The organism is Streptomyces ficellus (assembly GCF_030406405.1).
Classification (GTDB): Bacteria; Actinomycetota; Actinomycetes; order Streptomycetales; family Streptomycetaceae; genus Streptomyces; species Streptomyces ficellus_B.
Window position 1 is genome coordinate 56,376 of the sequence record NZ_JAUEPL010000027.1, and the last position, 17,859, is coordinate 74,234.

General features: G+C 71.8%; 13 protein-coding genes. 10 read left to right on the forward strand and 3 right to left on the reverse strand.

All coding sequences use genetic code 11. The annotated features are described in order from the left end of the window. Positions 1-4 precede the first annotated feature (4 nt). The 6 genes from ligA (at position 5) to gatB (ending at position 8,464) form a co-directional block, all read left to right on the forward strand. The gene (gene ligA, locus QWM81_RS18490) at positions 5-2,194 is read left to right on the forward strand and encodes an NAD-dependent DNA ligase LigA (protein ID WP_435372393.1); all 2,190 of its coding nucleotides are present in this window, start codon (positions 5-7) and stop codon (positions 2,192-2,194) included. Positions 2,195-2,459: 265 nt separating this feature from the next. Then, the gene (locus tag QWM81_RS18495; RefSeq protein WP_290113172.1) at positions 2,460-4,568 is read left to right on the forward strand and encodes a putative bifunctional diguanylate cyclase/phosphodiesterase; all 2,109 of its coding nucleotides are present in this window, start codon (positions 2,460-2,462) and stop codon (positions 4,566-4,568) included. 245 nt (positions 4,569-4,813) lie between these two features. Further along, the gene (gatC, locus tag QWM81_RS18500) at positions 4,814-5,110 is read left to right on the forward strand and encodes an Asp-tRNA(Asn)/Glu-tRNA(Gln) amidotransferase subunit GatC (protein ID WP_010984178.1); all 297 of its coding nucleotides are present in this window, start codon (positions 4,814-4,816) and stop codon (positions 5,108-5,110) included. 4 nt (positions 5,111-5,114) lie between these two features. Continuing rightward, the gene (gene gatA, locus QWM81_RS18505) at positions 5,115-6,608 is read left to right on the forward strand and encodes an Asp-tRNA(Asn)/Glu-tRNA(Gln) amidotransferase subunit GatA (protein ID WP_290113173.1); all 1,494 of its coding nucleotides are present in this window, start codon (positions 5,115-5,117) and stop codon (positions 6,606-6,608) included. 88 nt (positions 6,609-6,696) lie between these two features. Next, on the forward strand, positions 6,697-6,936 hold the full coding sequence (locus QWM81_RS18510; RefSeq protein ID WP_290113174.1) for a hypothetical protein: 240 nt from the start codon (positions 6,697-6,699) through the stop codon (positions 6,934-6,936). A 16-nt stretch (positions 6,937-6,952) separates the two neighbouring features. After that, positions 6,953-8,464 (forward strand): Asp-tRNA(Asn)/Glu-tRNA(Gln) amidotransferase subunit GatB, encoded by a 1,512-nt coding sequence (gatB, locus tag QWM81_RS18515; protein WP_290113176.1) that lies wholly within the window; start codon positions 6,953-6,955, stop codon positions 8,462-8,464. Positions 8,465-8,646: 182 nt separating this feature from the next. Here gatB and QWM81_RS18520 read toward each other — a convergent pair whose 3' ends face one another. Further along, complete coding sequence (locus tag QWM81_RS18520; protein WP_290113178.1) at positions 8,647-9,111, reverse strand: SRPBCC family protein; 465 nt, start codon at positions 9,109-9,111, stop codon at positions 8,647-8,649. Positions 9,112-9,625: 514 nt separating this feature from the next. Here QWM81_RS18520 and QWM81_RS18525 point away from each other — a divergent pair. The 4 genes from QWM81_RS18525 to QWM81_RS18540 all read left to right on the forward strand — a co-directional run bounded on the left by QWM81_RS18525 (position 9,626) and on the right by QWM81_RS18540 (position 15,400). Then, positions 9,626-11,704, forward strand: a complete 2,079-nt coding sequence (locus QWM81_RS18525) for a phosphocholine-specific phospholipase C (protein ID WP_290113198.1) — start codon at positions 9,626-9,628, stop codon at positions 11,702-11,704. Between the two features lie 189 nt (positions 11,705-11,893). Further along, positions 11,894-14,209: an MMPL family transporter gene (locus QWM81_RS18530; RefSeq protein WP_290113179.1), complete on the forward strand. Its 2,316-nt coding sequence runs from the start codon at positions 11,894-11,896 to the stop codon at positions 14,207-14,209. 18 nt (positions 14,210-14,227) lie between these two features. Beyond that, positions 14,228-14,812 (forward strand): GNAT family N-acetyltransferase, encoded by a 585-nt coding sequence (locus QWM81_RS18535; protein WP_290113180.1) that lies wholly within the window; start codon positions 14,228-14,230, stop codon positions 14,810-14,812. 48 nt (positions 14,813-14,860) lie between these two features. Beyond that, entirely contained in the window at positions 14,861-15,400 is a 540-nt protein-coding gene (locus QWM81_RS18540; protein WP_290113181.1) for a hypothetical protein, read from the forward strand. Positions 15,401-15,550: 150 nt separating this feature from the next. Here the strand turns inward: QWM81_RS18540 and QWM81_RS18545 are convergent, their stop codons facing one another. Further along, complete coding sequence (locus QWM81_RS18545; protein ID WP_290113182.1) at positions 15,551-16,693, reverse strand: PQQ-dependent sugar dehydrogenase; 1,143 nt, start codon at positions 16,691-16,693, stop codon at positions 15,551-15,553. 106 nt (positions 16,694-16,799) lie between these two features. Beyond that, entirely contained in the window at positions 16,800-17,831 is a 1,032-nt protein-coding gene (locus QWM81_RS18550; protein WP_290113199.1) for an aldo/keto reductase, read from the reverse strand. Positions 17,832-17,859 lie beyond the last annotated feature (28 nt).

Below are 17,859 nucleotides of genomic sequence, written 5' to 3' on the forward strand. Positions count from 1 at the left end.
AGGAATGACGGTGGCTGTCGAACAGCAGGATGTCGTGCCGGCGGAGGCACGGGAGCAGCACGCGCAGCTGGCCGAGCAGGTCGAGGAGCACCGCTTCCGGTACTACGTCAAGGACCAGCCGGTCATCAGCGATGCCGAGTTCGACCGGCTGCTGCGCTCGCTGGAGGCCCTGGAGGAGCAGTATCCGGAGCTGCGTACGCCCGACTCGCCGACCCAGAAGGTCGCGGGGTCGTACGAGACGGAGTTCACGGCCGTCCAGCACCGCGAGCGGATGCTGTCGCTGGACAACGCCTTCGACGAGGCGGAGCTGGTGGCGTGGGCGGACCGGGTCGCCAAGGACGTCGGCACCTCCGGCTATCACTTCCTGTGCGAGCTCAAGGTCGACGGCCTGGCCGTGAACCTGACGTATGAGAAGGGCCGTCTCACGCGCGCGGCGACCCGTGGCGACGGCCGCACGGGCGAGGACATCACGCCCAACGTCCGCACGATCGCCGACGTCCCGGACCGGCTGAAGGGCGACCGGATCCCGGAGTTCGTCGAGATCCGCGGCGAGGTCTACTTCCCGATGGACAAGTTCGAGGAGCTCAACGCCCGCCTGGTGGAGGCCGGTGACAAGCCGTTCGCCAACCCGCGCAACGCGGCGGCCGGTTCGCTGCGCCAGAAGGACCCGAAGGTCACCGCCACGCGCCCGCTGCACATGGTGGTGCACGGCATCGGCGCCCGGGAGGGCCTGGAGATCACCCGCCTGTCCGAGGCGTACGGGCTGCTGCGCGAGTGGGGCCTGCCGACCGCCCGGCACAACAAGGTGGTCGACGACATCGACGGCGTACGGGAGTTCATCGCGTACTTCGGCGAGCACCGGCACTCGGTGGAGCACGAGATCGACGGCGTGGTCGTCAAGCTGGACGAGATCCCGCTCCAGGGGCGGCTCGGTTCCACCTCGCGGGCGCCGCGCTGGGCGATCGCATGGAAGTACGCGCCGGAGGAGGTCAACACCAAGCTGATCGACATCCGGGTGGGGGTGGGCCGGACGGGCAGGGTGACGCCGTACGCGCAGGTGGAGCCGGTCACGGTCGCGGGCTCCGAGGTCGAGTTCGCCACCCTCCACAACCAGGAGGTGGTGAAGGCCAAGGGCGTGCTCATCGGTGACACGGTGGTGCTGCGCAAGGCCGGTGACGTCATCCCGGAGATCCTCGGTCCGGTGGTGGACCTGCGGGACGGCACCGAGCGGGAGTTCGTGATGCCGTCCGAGTGCCCGGAGTGCGGAACGCCGCTGCGGCCGATGAAGGAGGGCGACGTCGACCTGCGCTGCCCGAACAGCCGTACGTGCCCGGCGCAGTTGCGGGAGCGGCTCTTCTACCTCGCGGGGCGCAAGTGCCTCGACATCGAGAACTTCGGCTATGTGGCGGCGGCGGCCCTGACCAAGCCGCTGGAGCCGGCCGAGCCCCCGCTGGTGGACGAGGGCGACCTGTTCGACCTCACGATCGAGAAGCTGCTGCCCATCAAAGCGTACGTCCTGGACCAGGACAGCGGCCTGCCCAAGCGCGATCCCAAGACGGGCGAGGAGAAGGTCGTCACGGTCTTCGCCAACCAGCAGGGCGAGCCGCGCAAGAACGCCCTGGCGATGCTGGAGAACATCCGGGCGGCCAAGCAGCGGCCGCTGGCACGGATCATCACCGGGCTGTCGATCCGCCATGTCGGGCCGGTGGCGGCCGAGGCACTGGCGCGCGAGTTCCGGTCGATCGACCGCATCGAGCAGGCCACGCAGGAGGAGTTGGCGGCCGCCGAGGGCGTGGGCCCGACCATCGCGGCCTCCGTCAAGCAGTGGTTCGAGGAGGACTGGCACCGGGAGATCCTGCGCAAGTGGCGGGCGGCCGGGGTGCGGATGGAGGAGGAGAGCACCGGCGAGGACGAAGGGCCGCGTCCGCTGGAAGGACTCACCGTCGTCGTCACCGGCACCCTGCAGGACTTCACCAGGGATGGCGCAAAAGAAGCGCTCCAGAGCCGCGGAGCGAAAGTGACCGGTTCCGTTTCGAAGAAAACCGCGTTCGTAGTTGTGGGTGACAACCCCGGCTCCAAGTACGACAAGGCGATGCAGCTGAAGGTTCCGGTTCTGGACGAGAACGGCTTCCGTGTGCTGCTTGAACAGGGCCCGGAGGCGGCGCGGGAGGCGGCTGTCCCGGCCGAACAGTAGGGCGGGGAACGGGGGATGGAAGGTCACCCGTTCAGCGCATACCAGATGGATAAGGGTGGCTGGGTCTCATTCGGGCAAGACCTCTAGAGCGGTGCCCGTCGGAGCCTTCTGCGGCCTACTGTTGAGGCGGCGCCTGTTGTGCACGGCTGCGTCGGGGTATCCCCTGCTCGAAGAGGTTGACGAGGTTGGGGAAGAAAGCCAGTCGTGGTGGCACGACAACGGACCATCGCGTGGCAACGGCACCGCCGGCTGTGAGAGGGACGGAATGAAACCGACCGAGAGTGCCGCCCCGGTCTCACGGCCGCGTGCGTACGTGGCCTACGCGGGCATCGCTACCAGGCTGCCCACCGTCGTGGTGGCCGTCGCCGCCTTCGTCCTCGTCACGGGGCTCTACGGCGCCCTGCGCGAGCAGCACGCGCTGTTCCCCGGCTCCACCACGGGCTGGTCGCTCGCCCTGCTCACCGGCATCGTCGTCGGCCATCTGGTCGCGCTCGGCCGCGACCGCTGGTGGGGCGGCACGGGTTCCGGCGCCGCCCTCACGCTCGCCGTCCTGCTGCTGTACGGATGGGTGCCGGCGGGACTTGTCAGCCTCGCCGTCGTCGTCCTGGTCGGCGTGGCGCGGCGGCACCGCTGGCGGCAGGGGCTGCTGCACGGCGCGGCGGACATCCTCGGCATCGGGGCGGCGGCGCTGGTCCTGGCCGCCTTCGGGGACGTACCGACGGTCGAACGGCCGTGGCGGCCCCTCGAATGGGGTATCGAGGCCGTCCCGGAAGTGGCCCTGGCCGCCGGGGCCTATCTGGTGGCGACCCGGCTGATCCTGTGGTACACGCTGGCGCCGCAGAGCGGCGGGCTGCCCACCGCCGCGCGCACCGCGCTCCTGCGGCAGGGGCTGGTGGCCGTCGCACTGCTCGGCATCGCGCCGTTGATCTGCGTCGTCGCCGTCTCGCTGCCGGTGGTGCTGCCGCTGTTCGCCGTACCGTTGATCGCGCTCGACTCCACCCTGTGGATCGCCCGCGCCCGCGCCGAGGAACAGCTGCGCGACCCGCTGACGGGGCTGCCCAACCGGCAGTGGCTGCTGGAGCGGACCTGGTCCGCCCTGGAGGAGGCGGAGGGCGAGGGCGTCCGCGCGGCGCTCGTCCTGATCGACCTCGACCGTTTCCGATCGGTCAATGACACGCTCGGGCATCTGGCGGGCGACCGCCTGCTGCTCCAGATCGCCGACCGGCTGAGGCTCGCCCTGCCGCGCGGGGCGGAGGCGGCCCGGCTGGGCGGCGACGAGTTCGCCGTACTGCTGCCGGTCGCCGACTCCACCACCAGCGCCCAGCGCGTGGCCCGCCAGCTCGCCGCCGACCTCTCCTCGCCCCTCGACCTCGACGGGCTCACCCTCGTCCTGGAGGCCAGCGCGGGCGTCGCGGTCTTCCCCGACCACGCGCTGGACGCCGAGGGGCTGCTCCAGCGCGCCGACGTCGCCATGTACCAGGCCAAGCGGGACCGCACGGGCGTCGAGGTGTACGAGTCGAAGCGGGACTCCAACACCCCCGACCGGCTCGGGCTGCTCGGCGACCTGCGGCGCGCCCTGGACGCCGGCGACGTCGAGCTGCACTACCAGCCCAAGGTCCGCTTCGACGGGCACGTGGCCGGCCTGGAGGCGCTGGTGCGCTGGGTGCACCCGGAGCGCGGGAAGGTCCCGCCGGACGAGTTCATCGCGATCGCCGAGTCCTCCGGGCTGATGCCCCACCTCACGGAGTACGTCCTGGAGACGGCGCTCGCCCAGGTGGCGAAGTGGCGCGCGCAGGGCCTGAAGGTCCCCGTCGCCGTGAACGTCTCCCCGCGCGACGTCCACACCCCCGGCTTCGCGGGCGCGGTCGCCGCGCGGCTGGCCCGCCACGGGGTCCCGGCGGGCGCCCTCCAGCTGGAGATAACGGAACACGTCCTGTTGGAGGACCCGCAGCGCGCCGCGGACACGTTGGCCGGGCTGACCGGGCACGGGGTGAAGATGTCGCTGGACGACTTCGGCACCGGCTACTCGTCCCTGGTCCACCTGCGGCGCCTCCCGGTGAGCGAGCTGAAGATCGACCGCTCGTTCGTGGCCCGCCTCGCCATCGACAACGAGGACGCCGAGATCGTCCGCTGCACCGTCGACCTGGCCCACTCGCTCGGCCTCCTCGTGGTCGCCGAGGGCGTCGAGGACGACGAGACGTGGGAGCGCCTGCGGGACCTGGGCTGCGACGCGGTCCAGGGCTGGCTGGTCGCCGCCGCGATGCCGCCCGCCGAGGCGACGGCCTGGCTCCGCGCCCGCGGCGTGGCCGGCTGGCACCGCCCGACCCCGGAACTGCCCGCCGCCCCCAAGGACGCCAACCAGGTCGTCCCGTAGGCGCCCGGCAGTGGCTGGGTAGTCGCCGGGTAGTCGCCGGTGTACGGCGCCGGAACGGCCCCCTTCGGCGCCCTTCGGGGCCCGGTTTCGGCGCCGGTTTCCGCGCCGGTTTCGCGCGGGCGGACCGGGCGGGGCAGCCGCCCCGCGCGCCGCCCGCGCCCGCCCCGCGCAAACCGTTTCACGGGCACACGGCGCGGCCCCATAGGATTGGGCCAAAACCAACACTCACCCCTGAGGATCGCCGCATGCCTGGCATCACGCGCGAGGAGGTCGCTCACCTCGCCCGGCTGGCACGTCTTGAGCTGAAGGCCGAAGAGCTCGACCACTTCGCCGGACAGCTCGACGACATCATCGGCGCGGTCGCCCGCGTCTCCGAGGTCGCCGACCAAGACGTGCCCCCGACGTCCCACCCGCTGCCGCTGACCAACGTCATGCGCGCGGACGAGGTCCGTCCGTCGCTCACCCCCGAGCAGGCGCTCTCCGGCGCCCCGGCGCAGGAGCAGCAGCGTTTCAAGGTGCCGCAGATCCTGGGGGAGGACTAAGACCATGGTGGACATCATCAGGCTCACCGCCGCCGAGATCGCGGAGAAGATCGCCTCCGGCGAGCTCACCGCCGTCGAGGTCACCGAGGCCCACCTGGCCCGGATCGACGCCGTCGACGAGAAGGTCCACGCCTTCCTGCACGTCGACCGCGAAGGCGCCCTCGCTCAGGCCCGCGCCGTGGACGAGAAGCGGGCCAGGGGCGAGAAGCTCGGCCCGCTCGCCGGTGTGCCGCTCGCGCTGAAGGACATCTTCACCACCCGGGACATGCCGACCACCGTCGGCTCCAAGATCCTGGAGGGCTGGATCCCGCCGTACGACGCGACCGTCACCCGCAAGCTCAGGGCCGCCGACGTCGTCATCCTCGGCAAGACCAACATGGACGAGTTCGCCATGGGGTCCTCCACCGAGAACAGCGCCTACGGCCCCACCGGCAACCCCTGGGACCTCACCAAGATCCCCGGCGGCTCCGGCGGCGGATCGAGCGCCGCCCTCGCCTCGTACGCGGCGCCGCTCGCCATCGGCACGGACACCGGCGGCTCCATCCGCCAGCCCGCCGCCGTCACCGGCACGGTCGGCGTCAAGCCGACGTACGGCGGCGTCTCCCGCTACGGCATGGTCGCGTTCTCCAGCTCCCTCGACCAGGGCGGGCCGTGCGCCCGCACCGTCCTCGACGCGGCGCTGCTGCACGAGGTCATCGCCGGCCACGACCCGCTCGACTCCACGTCCATCGACGCGCCGGTCCCGCCGGTCGTCGAGGCGGCGCGCAACGGCTCCGTACAGGGCATGCGCGTCGGCGTGGTCAAGCAGTTCCGCGGCGAGGGCTACCAGGCCGGCGTCCTGCAGCGGTTCGACGAGTCCGTCGAGCTGCTCAAGGAGCTGGGCGCCGAGATCGTCGAGCTGGACTGCCCGTCCTTCGACCTCGCGCTCTCCGCGTACTACCTGATCGCGCCGTCCGAGTGCTCCTCGAACCTCGCCCGGTTCGACGGCCTGCGCTACGGCCTGCGGGTCGGTGACGACGGCACGCGCTCGGCCGAGGAGGTCACCGCGCTCACCCGCGAGGCCGGCTTCGGCGACGAGGTCAAGCGCCGCGTCATGCTCGGCACGTACGCGCTCAGCTCCGGCTACTACGACGCGTACTACGGCTCCGCGCAGAAGGTCCGCACCCTCATCACGCGGGACTTCGAGAAGGCCTTCGAGCAGGTCGACGTGATCGTTTCGCCGACCACGCCCACCACCGCCTTCCCGATCGGCGAGCGCGCCGACGACCCGATGGCGATGTACCTCGCGGACCTGTGCACCATCCCGACCAACCTGGCCGGAAACGCCGCTATGTCGCTGCCCTGCGGCCTCGCGCCGGAGGACGGCCTTCCGGTCGGCCTCCAGATCATCGCCCCCGCCCTGAAGGACGACCGCCTGTACCAGGTCGGTGCGGCCGTCGAAGCGGCCTTCGTGGCACGCTGGGGCCACCCGCTGCTGGAGGAGGCTCCTTCACTGTGAGGGACGCACGCGCGGCCGCCGGGCCGCAGACGACGACGAAAGCCGCACCTCTGCGCCGCGCGGGCGGAGGACCGAACGGAGGGTCGCTGTGAGCGCACTGACCAAGGCCAAGGGCTTCAAGAAGTCGAGGGCCGGCACGTACCTGTCCATCGGCACCACCGCGTTCGGTGCCCTCAGCATCATCAAGCAGGCCCGCAAGGCCCGCACCGAGAGCGACACGCTTCTGCTGCTGGACGCCGTCGTGTCCGCCGCCGCCATCGCGACCGGCCTCGCCATCCTGGTGCGCGAGCTCAAGCGCGTCGGCGACGACGACGTCCTGTTCGGCTGAGAGGGAAAGTTTCACCGTGACCGTCATTACTGAGCAGGTGTCGTACGAGGACGCCCTCGCCGCCTACGACCCCGTCATGGGTCTTGAGGTGCACGTCGAACTCGGCACCCTCACCAAGATGTTCTGCGGCTGCTCCACCGAGCTGGGCGCCGAGCCCAACTCGCAGACCTGCCCCACCTGCCTCGGCATGCCGGGCTCCCTGCCGGTGGTCAACGCCACCGCCGTCGAGTCCGCCATCAAGATCGGCCTCGCGCTCAACTGCGAGATCGCCGAATGGTGCCGCTTCGCCCGGAAGAACTACTTCTATCCGGACATGCCGAAGAACTTCCAGACCTCCCAGTACGACGAGCCGATCGCCTTCAACGGCTATCTGGACGTCCAGCTGGAGGACGGCGAGGTCTTCCGTGTGGAGATCGAGCGCGCCCACATGGAGGAGGACACCGGCAAGTCGACGCACGTCGGTGGCGCCACCGGCCGTATCCACGGCGCGTCCCACTCCCTGCTGGACTACAACCGCGCCGGCATCCCGCTGATCGAGATCGTCACCAAGCCGATCACCGGCGCCGGCGAGCGCGCCCCCGAGGTCGCCAAGGCGTACGTCGCCGAGCTGCGCGAGCTCATCAAGGCGCTCGGCGTCTCCGAGGCCCGTATGGAGATGGGCCAGATGCGCTGCGACGTCAACCTGTCGCTGCGCCCGCACGGCATCGAGAAGTTCGGTACGCGCTCGGAGACGAAGAACGTCAACTCGCTGCGTTCCGTGGAGCGGGCCGTGCGGTTCGAGATCAGCCGCCACGCCGGTGTGCTGAACGCGGGCGGCACGGTCATCCAGGAGACCCGCCACTTCCACGAGGACACCGGCTCCACGACGTCGGGCCGCGTGAAGGAGGAGGCGGAGGACTACCGGTACTTCCCGGAGCCCGACCTCGTGCCGGTCGCGCCGTCCCGTGAGTGGGTCGAGGAGCTGCGCGCCTCGCTGCCGGAGCTGCCGCGCGTGCGCCGCAACCGGCTGCGCGAGGAGTGGGGCATCTCCGAGCACGACATGCAGTCCATCCTCAACGCGGGCGCGGTCGACCTGATCGTCGCCACGACCGAGGCGGGCGCCCCGGCCGACCAGGCCCGCAAGTGGTGGATGGGCGAACTGGCGCGCAACGCCAACGAGTCCGGTACGCCGCTGGACGCGCTGCCCATCACCCCGGCGCAGGTGGCCCGGGTCACCGAGCTCGTCGCCTCCGGCGACCTCAACGACAAGCTGGCCCGGCAGGTCATCGAGGGTGTGCTCGCCGGTGAGGGCGATCCGGACACGGTCGTGGAGAAGCGCGGCCTGAAGGTCGTCTCCGACGAGGGCGCGCTCGGCGCTGCCGTGGACGAGGCGATCGCCGCGAACGCCGCCATCGCGGACAAGATCCGTGGCGGCAAGGTGGCCGCGGCCGGCGCCCTGGTGGGCGCGGTCATGAAGGCCACCCGAGGCCAGGCGGACGCGGCGCGCGTGCGCGAGCTCATCCTTGAGCGGCTCGGCGTGCAGGAATAACGCCATGGCTCGGCCCCCGTACCCCGGGATCGTTCCGGGTACGGGGGCCGAGCCATGCTCCGGGGCCGTGGCTCCGAGGCCCTGCGGCCGCGGCCCTGCGGCTGGATGCTCGCCGGCCCTGCGGCTGGATGCCTCGTGTGCTCGGCGGCCGCCGGAGAAGTGGTCGCGGGCGCGCCGACGACTCAGACGTCGCCCGGCCTGATCCGGCCGCGCCAGCCACCGGATTCGCCGCCCTGGCGCTCGATGTACTCCTTGAACCGCTGGAGGTCGCCCTTGACGCGCCGGTCGATCATGCCGGTCGCGTCGGCGGCCTTCTCCGCCACGCCGCTCGGCTCGACGTCCATCACCAGCTCCACGCGCGTGTGCGTGTCGTCCAGGGACTGGAAGCTGACCACGCCCTTCTGCTTGGTGTCGCCGCTGATGGTCCTCCAGGCGACCCGCTCGTCGGGCAGCTGGTCGATGATCTCGGTGTCGAACTCGCGCCGTACCCCACCGATCTTGGTGGTCCAGTGGTTGTGCCGGTCGTCGACCTGCCTGACCTCCTCGACGCCCTCCATGAAGTGGGGGAATTCCTCGAACATGGTCCACTGGTTGTAGGCGGTGTGGACGGGAACCTCGACCTCGACGGCTTCCTTCACCGTGCTCATCAGCGCCTCCTCGCTACTTGACTGCGGCGCGGCGGTGAACCGCCGCGCACGTCGATCGTGCTTGCGGGTACCCGTCTTCGCGCACCTATGCACGTCCGTCGCGGTATTCCAGAGGAGGACCCCGCCACCGAGGGGGGAGTGGTGGCGGGGTCCGGGGCCCGGGGTTCGGGCGCTGTCCCGTGGGGGGATGCGTGATGCTTGTGCCCGCTGCGGCGGCGACCATGCGCGCCTGGCGAGTACCGGCCACGCCGCCCACCCGCCGCGTGCCGGGCCCGCTGCCCGCAGCCGGGGCCCGTGCCCGAAACGGCCGGAAAGCGCTTGGACTCTTCGCCGCGCCCCTTGGACATTCACCGTGCGGTCGTCGCCAGGCCTTTCCGTCGACACCCGCTCTCACTACCGTCCCGCCCGTACCACCCAATGGAGCGCAAGCGAACCATTGGCCGTCGACGGGAGGTCGCGCTTGTCACCGGAGAACTCGCAGGGCCACGCGCCGAAGGGCGCCGGTGCCCCGGACATGTCGCGCAGAAGGATGCTCGCGCTGGGCGGAGGCGTCCTCGGCGCCGCCGCGGCCGGGTCGCTGCTGCCGCCCTCGCTGCGGGCGGCCATGGCCGCCGGGCCGCCCTCCGGCGGGCTGCGGGCGGTCAAGCACGTGGTGATCCTGATGCAGGAGAACCGTTCCTTCGATCACTACTTCGGCACCCTGCGCGGCGTACGCGGATTCGGTGACCGCAACGCCGTCCAACTGCCCTCCGGCAAGGCCGTCTTCGAGCAGCCGGGCCCGCTCGGCCGCACCGTACTGCCCTTCCCCGTCCGCGACGCCGCCGAGACGCAGAAGAAGGACCTCCAGTACATCGGCGACCTCGACCACTCCTGGGGCGGCGGCGCCAAGGCCTGGCGCGACGGGTGGATGGACGGCTGGGTCTCCGCCAAGACGGCCGCGACGATGGCGTACTACGACCGCCGTGACCTCCCGCTGCACTACGAGCTCGCCGACACGTTCACCATCTGCGACGCGTACCACTCCTCCATCCACACCTCCACGAGCCCCAACCGCAACCATCTGTGGTCCGGATGGACCGGCTACGAGGCCGACGGCAGCCGCGCGGTCACCAACGCCGCGTACGCGGAGGGGACCCACCCCGGCTACCCGTGGCCGACCTACGCCGAGCGCCTGGAGAAGGCGGGGCGGACCTGGAAGACGTACACGGAGTGGGAGAACTTCACCGACAACAACATCGAGTTCTTCACCACCTTCAAGAAGATCGCGCGCAAGGCCCTGGCCAGGACCGGCGGCCACACCTACATGGAGTCGTTCTACGCGGCCGTGCGCGAGAGCGACGACGCCGCCGAGCGGGCGAAGCTGCTGGCGTCCCTGGAGGAGGGCGTCGCGACCCTCACCACGGATGAGCGCTCGCTCTTCGAGCGCGGGCTGCGCCGGGTGGAGACCGGCAGGCTCGCCGACCACTTCCGGGCCGACGTGGCCGCCGGCACGCTGCCGGAGGTCTCCTACCTCGTGCCGTCCGCGATCGACTCCGAGCACCCCGGCTCGTCCTCCCCGATCGCCTCCGCCACCCTCGTCTACAAGGTGCTGGACGCTCTCGGCGCCCACCCGGAGGTCTGGCGGCACACCGTCGTCCTGATCAACTATGACGAGAACGACGGCTTCTTCGACCATGTCCCGCCGCCTGTGCCGCCCGCGGGCAACACCGACGAACGGTGGAAGGGCCTGCCCACCGGACTCGGCATCCGCGTGCCGCTGCTCGTCGTCTCGCCCTGGACGGTCGGCGGCCACGTCTGCTCCGAGGTCTTCGACCACACCTCCGTGATCCGTTTCCTGGAGACCTGGACCGGCATCGAGGAGCCCAACATCACGGCGTGGCGGCGCCAGGTCACCGGCGACCTGACCTCGGCGTTCGATTTCCGGCGCGGCCGCCCGCAGCCGGAGGTGGAGCGGCCGGGGGCCATCCCGCCGTTCACCGGGCGCTGGCGCCCCCAGCCGCCGCTCGTGCAGCACATGCCCGTCCAGGAGCCCGGCACGCGGCCCGCGCGGCCGCTGCCGTACCAGCCGGACGCCTACGGCCGTATCGAGGACGGCACGATGACCGTCGCGCTCAGCAACACCGGCAGGGCGAGCGCGCACTTCGCCCTCTATCCGTACGCGGGTGAGTTCGCCGTCCCCCAGCACCAGGATGTAAGGGGCACGGCGCAATGGAGGGTGCCCCTTACCCGTGGCGCGTACCGTTTCACGATCACCGGCCCCAACGGCTTCCGCCGCGAGTTCGCCGGCAAGGCCGCGGGCGGCGCCGAGGTCACCTCGCGCCTCGACCCGCGCGACCGTGACCTGCACCTCACGCTGAAGAACACCGGCGACGGCCCGCTCACCTTCACCGTCCGCCCGCTCGGCTACGTCGACGAGGCGGACCTCGGCGACTGGACCCGGCAGGTCACCGTCAAGGCCGGCCGCAGCCGTACCGTCGTGCACTCGGCCGCCGACGCGCACGGCTGGTACGACGTCGAGGTCACCGCCCCGGACGGCTTCCGGCGCCGCCTGATGGGCCACATCGAGAACGGCCGCGCGAGCGTCTCCGGCTGACGACCAACAGGTGCGGAGGGGCCCGGGCCCTTTGGCCCGGGTCCCACACGCCGTGTCCGACGGGCTGTGAGTATCGCCACGAAACGGACAATTGATCTCGTTGGGCTGACAGAGTGGCTGTACGTAGGTCATGAGATCTTTACGGGCAGTTCCCGATAAAGACCACGAACCACTCAGGGAGCAAACCTGTTGGCAGCCATCGCCCGGTGGTGCATCACGCACCGCCTCGCCGCCGTCCTCCTCTGGCTCCTGGCCTTGGTCGGCGTCACGGCGGCGGCCGGTATCGCCGGTTCCGCGTACTCCAACGACTACGAAGTCCCCGGCACCGAGTCCGGCCGCGCCGCCACGCTCCTGGAGGAGAACTTCCGGGGCCAGGGCGGCGACAGCGACACCATCGTCTGGCATACGGAACAGGGCAGCGTCCGGGCGGCCGGCGTCGAGCAGCGTATGACCGCGATGCTCGACGACGTCGCCGAGCTCCCCGGCATCGCCGCCGTCACCGGCCCCTACGACGGTGCCACGGACGCCGCCCAGGAGCAGGCGGCCCAGGGACAGGCCGCTCAGGGGCGGCACGGACAGCCGGCTGGAGGACGGGCCGCCGACGCGCCGGCATCCCAGAGCTCCGCGCCCGGGCAGATCAGCGAGGACGGGCGCACCGCCTACGCCACGGTCACCTTCGACCGGCAGGCCGACCACATCCCCGCGGCCCAGGCGAAGGCCCTCGTGGACACCGCGAAGGCCGCCGCCGGCGACGGCGTCCAGGTGGAGCTCGGCGGCAGCGCCGTCGCGTCCACCGAGGCGCCCAGCTCCCACACCGCCGAGATCGTCGGCGTGGCCGTCGCCGCCGTCGTCCTGTTCCTCGCCTTCGGCTCGCTCGCCGCCAGCCTCCTGCCGATCGCCACCGCCCTCGTCAGCGTCGGCACCGCCTACGCGGGCATCGCGCTGCTCGGCCACGTGATGACCGTCGCCGACTTCGCCCCCATGCTGGGCATGCTCATCGGCCTCGGCGTCGGCATCGACTACGCGCTGTTCATCGTCACCAGGCACCGCAAGGGCCTCAAACGCGGCCTCCCGGTCGCCGAAGCGGCCCAGAACGCCGTCGCCACCACCGGCCGGGCCGTCGTCTTCGCCGGCGCGACCGTCTGCATCGCGCTGCTCGGCATGCTGATACTGCGGCTCGGCTTCCTCAACGGCGTCGCCATCGCGGCCTCCCTCACCGTCGTCCTGACCGTCGCCGCGTCCGTGACGCTGCTGCCCGCGCTGCTCTCCTTCATCGGCATGCGCGCCCTGTCGCGCCGCGAGCGCGCCCGGCTCACCGAGCACGGCCCGCAGCCCGAGCTGCCGACCGGCTTCGCCGCGCGCTGGTCCGCGTTCGTCGAGCGCCACCCCAAGCTGCTGGGCGCGGTCGCCGCCGTCGTCATGCTGGTCCTGGCGCTGCCCACCCTGGGCCTCCACCTGGGCACCTCCGACCAGGGCAACAACCCGGCCACCACCACCACCCGCAAGGCGTACGACCTGCTCGCCGACGGTTTCGGGCCGGGCGTCAACGGCCCCCTCACCCTCGTCGCCGAGCTCGACGGCGCCGACGACCGGCTCGCCCTGACCACGCTCCCCGACGCGCTGCGCGCCACCAAGGGCGTCGAGTCCGTCGGCCCCGTCACCTACAGCGGCGGCGGCGACACGGCCGTCCTCACCGTCGTACCGGACTCCGCCCCGCAGTCCCAGCAGACCAGCGAACTGGTCGAGCGGCTGCGCGACGACGTCCTGCCCACCGCCGAGCACGGCACGTCCCTCGATGTGTACGTCGGTGGCATAACGGCCGGGTACGACGACTTCGCCCAGGTCATCATCGGCAAACTGCCGCTCTTCGTCGGTGTCGTCATCGCGCTCGGCTGTCTGCTGCTCCTGCTCGCCTTCCGCTCGATCGGGATCCCCCTGAAGGCCGCCGCGATGAACGTCGCCGCCGTCGCCTCCGCCTTCGGAGTCGTCGTCGCGATCTTCCAGTGGGGCTGGGGCAGCGAACTGCTCGGCCTCGGCCGGGCGGGTCCCATCGAACCCTTCCTGCCCGTGATAGCGGTGTCCGTCCTGTTCGGACTGTCCATGGACTACCAGGTCTTCCTGGTCAGCCGGATGTACGAGGAGTGGCTGGAGACCGGCGACAACCGGCGGGCCGTACGGGTCGGCCTCGCCGAGACCAGCCGGGTCATCAACTCCGCCGCGGTCATCATGATCGCCGTCTTCCTCGCGTTCGTGCTCTCCGGGGACCGGGTCATCGCGATGTTCGGCATCGGACTGGCGGCCGCCGTCGCCCTGGACGCGTTCGTCCTGCGTACGCTCCTGGTCCCGGCCCTGATGCACATGCTCGGCGGCGCCAACTGGTGGCTGCCCGGCTGGCTGGACCGCGTCCTGCCGCGCATCAGCATCGAAACTCCCGAGTCCCGCGACGCCTCCCGTGCGAAGATCCCGTGGCAGCGCGCGAGCGACGACGAGCAGCTCGTGCCATAACCGCGGAGGGCGACGACGGTGTTCGCGATATCCCTGGGCGATGACGGAGCCGAGCTGAGGCCACTGGAGCCGTGGCAGGCCGAGGAGTACCTGGCCCACATGGATCGGGGCAGGGAGTACATCGGGCAGTACGTCGCCCTTCCGACCGTCTGCACCGATCTGGCCTCGGCGCGGGCCTTCCTCCAGTCGTACGCCGACAAGGCGGCCGCCGACACGGGCCGCATCTACGGCATCTGGCGGGACGGCACCCTGGTCGGCGGGGTCCTCCTGCGGGTCATGGACACCGCCGCCGGCACCTGCGAGGCGGGCTGCTGGCTGGAGCCCTCGGCGGCCGGCCGGGGACTGGTCACCCGCGCGGCCCGGGTGATGATCGACTGGGTGGTGAACGAGCGCGGTATGCACCGCGTGGAATGGCTGGTCTCGTCGGCGAACACCGCGAGCGTCAACGTCGCCAAGCGCCTCGGCATGATCAAGGAGGGCGTGCTGCGCGAGAGCTACCCCTACCGGGGCGTACGGCACGACATGGAGGTCTGGTCCGTGCTGGCACCCGAGTGGCGCGAGCAGGGCGGCGGAGCGGGCGCCGAGGGGCCGACCGGGAGCTGAGGGGCCGCGTTAAGGGGACTCTCAGATACGGCACCTAGCGTGCCGCGCATGAACCCCACGACGACGAAGACCACCGAGGCCGCTGCCGAGGCCGCCGCCGACCCGCAGGACGACCAGCACCCGTACGACGACGAGCACGCGCCCGAGGCCGCCCAGGGCCTTGAGGACCCGGCCGCGCCCGAAGCCGCCGACCGGGACACCGCCGCGGCCCCCGGCATCCGCGCCGGGGCGGCGGCCGTCGTCGCCACGGCACTGGGCATCGCCTCCCTCACCGGCACCTGGGTGGGCCGGGTCGCCGCCGAGCGGGAGACGCTCATCGGCCAGATCGGTACCTCCCAGAGCGGCTCGCCCGCCCAGCAGATCTCCGAGATCTACGGGGACGCCTGGCACACCACGGCCGTCGTCAACGGCCTGTTCGCCGTCCTCGCCCTGATCACGGGCCTCGTCGTGCTGCTCACTTCTCCGCACCGCCCCCTGTGGGTGCGCGCGGTGGCCCTGGCCGGAGCCGTACTGGGCGGCCTGGGCCTGCTCCTGTCCGCAGGCATGTACGCCGACCTGTTCCTGCCCCTGCCGACCACCGGCTCCTGACGGCGCCGGCCCCGCACGGCGGCCAGGGCTCGGCCTGCGGGCGAAGCCCTGGCGCCGCCCCGCCTGCTGGACGAGCCGATCGGCGAGGCGTACGCCCGGGGCGTCCCGCGACCACGGTGTGCCCGGCGCGAGCGGAGTGTGCGCCCGGCCTCACCTCACCTCCAGCCGGAGAATCCTGTCGTCGCCCGGTTCCGGTGTGCCCCGGGTGTCCGTTTCGTTGGTCACCAGCCAGAGCTTGTTCCCGCCCGCCGCCAGGACCGTGCGCAGCCGGCCGTATCGCTCCTCCAGGAACGCCTGGGGCTCGGCCGAAGGCTCCGCCCCGGCCAGGGGGATGCGCCACAGCCGCTCGCCCCGGAGGCCCGCCATCCAGATCGAGCCCTCCGCGTAGGCGATGCCGCTCGGTGACGCCTCGGCCGTCGACCACTGGGCGACCGGGTCGACGAAGGCGGACCCGCCGCCCTTGCCCTCCACCTCCGGCCATCCGTAGTTCTTGCCGGGCTCGATCAGGTTCAGCTCGTCCCAGGTGTTCTGCCCGAACTCCGCCGCCCACAGGCGCTGCTGGGAGTCCCAGGCCAGGCCCTGCACATTGCGGTGCCCGTACGAGTAGACGACGGAGTCGGCGGAGGGATTGCCGGGCGCGGGCTGCCCGTCCGGGGTCATCCGCAGGATCTTGCCGCCGAGGGAGTCCTTGTCCTGCGACAGGCCGGTCTCACCGGTCTCGCCCGTGCCCGCGTACAGCATCTTGTCCGGGCCGAAGGCGATACGCCCGCCGTTGTGGACGGTGCCCTTGGGGATGCCGCGCAGCACCGTGTCGGGCGCCCCCAGCTGCTGCCCGGCCGGCTTCTTCTCGTCGTACAGCATGCGGGCGACGCGGTTGTCCGACTCGGTGGTGAAGTACGCGTACACCAGGTGGTCCGAGGCGTACGAGGGGGAGAGCGCCAGGCCCATCAGGCCGCCCTCGCCCGCCGGAGCCACCCCCGGCACCGAGCCGATCACCGTCTTGGCGCCGCTCTCCCCGTCGACCCGGGTGATCGTCCCCTCGTCGCGCGAGGAGACCAGCAGATCGCCGTCCGGCAGGGCGGCCAGGCCCCACGGCGAGTTCAGCCCCTCGGTGAGCGTGGACACCACCCGCACCGATCCCTTCGCGGGCGGCGCGGACACCGAGGGCGCCCCCTGCGGGGCGGACGCGGGCGGCGAGGACCCGGCGCTCCTGCCGTCCGCGGGGCGAGCGCCCCCGTCCGACGAGCACCCGGCCACGAGAACCAGCGCGGCAGCGGCCAACACGGCCGTCACACGAGGACGTTGCACAGTTCCGATCCCTTCGAACGGCGGCGTGAGCTGCGGGTCCACTGTTGGTACACCGCTCTTGATACACCGCTCGGGCCGCCGGGGCGGGCAATCAGTCCCACGACCCCCGGGCCGGCGGCAGCGCCGCGATCTCCGCCAGGTCCTCGGCCGTCAGCCGCAGCCCCGCCGCCCGCGCGTTCTCCACCGCCCACCGCTCGTGCTTCGTCCCGGGCACCGGAACCACGTGCCGTCCCCGCGCCAGTACCCAGGCCAGGGCCACCTGCGCGGGCGTCACCCCGGCCGCCTCACCGCCGTGCCGCCGCGCCACCCGCCGCAGCCCCACCACGATGGGCTGGTTGGCCGCCATCATCTCGGCCGTGAACCGGGGGTGCCGGGCCCGCAGGTCCTCCGGCTCGAACCCGCCGCCCGGCGTCAGCGTCCCGGTCAGGAAGCCGTTGCCCAGGGGCATGGCCGCCAGGAACCCCACGCCGCGCGACTCGCACCAGGGCAGCAGCCGCCGCAGCGCCTCCGGCGACCACACCGACAGCTCGGCCTGCACCGCGCTCACCGGGAAGACCTGCTGCACCCGCTCCAGCTGCCGAATCGTTCCGTCATACAGATCCGCCAGATCCGCCCCCAACGCCCCGGCCCCGCCACGGCGCGGCGACCGGACCGCCATCGCGCACAGACCGAGCGCCCGCACCTTCCCGGCGGTCACCAGCTCCGCCATCGCGCCCCAGGTCTCCTCCACCGGTACCTCGGGATCGGCGCGGTGCAGCTGGTACAGGTCGATGACATCCGTCTGGAGCCGGCGCAGTGAGGCGTCGCACGCCCGGCGCACATAGCCGGGCCGCCCATTGGCCACGATGTGCTGCTCCCCGACGAGCAGCCCGCACTTCGTCGACACGAAGGCCTCGGCCCGCCGCTCCTTGAGCACCCGCCCCAGCAGCAGCTCATTGGTGAACGGCCCGTACATGTCGGCCGTGTCGAGCAGCGTCACCCCGGCGTCGAGCGCGGCGTGCACGGTGCGCAACGAGCGGTCGCCGCGTTGCTGCGAGGCGCTGTAGGCCCAGCTCATGGGCATGCAGCCGAGGCCGACAGCACCTACTTCGAGCGCCGTCGCCCCGATCGTCCTGCGCTCCAACTCCCCGTACCCCTCCTTGTGCCGCAAC

What these genes read in the sequence shown, in the direction of transcription:
- ligA (WP_435372393.1), top strand. Translation starts at nt 5, where the DNA reads ATGACGGTGGCTGTCGAACAGCAGGATGTCGTGCCGGCGGAGGCACGG.
- QWM81_RS18495 (WP_290113172.1), top strand. Translation starts at nt 2,460, where the DNA reads ATGAAACCGACCGAGAGTGCCGCCCCGGTCTCACGGCCGCGTGCGTAC.
- gatC (WP_010984178.1), top strand. Translation starts at nt 4,814, where the DNA reads ATGCCTGGCATCACGCGCGAGGAGGTCGCTCACCTCGCCCGGCTGGCA.
- gatA (WP_290113173.1), top strand. Translation starts at nt 5,115, where the DNA reads ATGGTGGACATCATCAGGCTCACCGCCGCCGAGATCGCGGAGAAGATC.
- QWM81_RS18520 (WP_290113178.1), bottom strand. Translation starts at nt 9,111, where the DNA reads ATGAGCACGGTGAAGGAAGCCGTCGAGGTCGAGGTTCCCGTCCACACC.
- QWM81_RS18525 (WP_290113198.1), top strand. Translation starts at nt 9,626, where the DNA reads ATGTCGCGCAGAAGGATGCTCGCGCTGGGCGGAGGCGTCCTCGGCGCC.
- QWM81_RS18540 (WP_290113181.1), top strand. Translation starts at nt 14,861, where the DNA reads ATGAACCCCACGACGACGAAGACCACCGAGGCCGCTGCCGAGGCCGCC.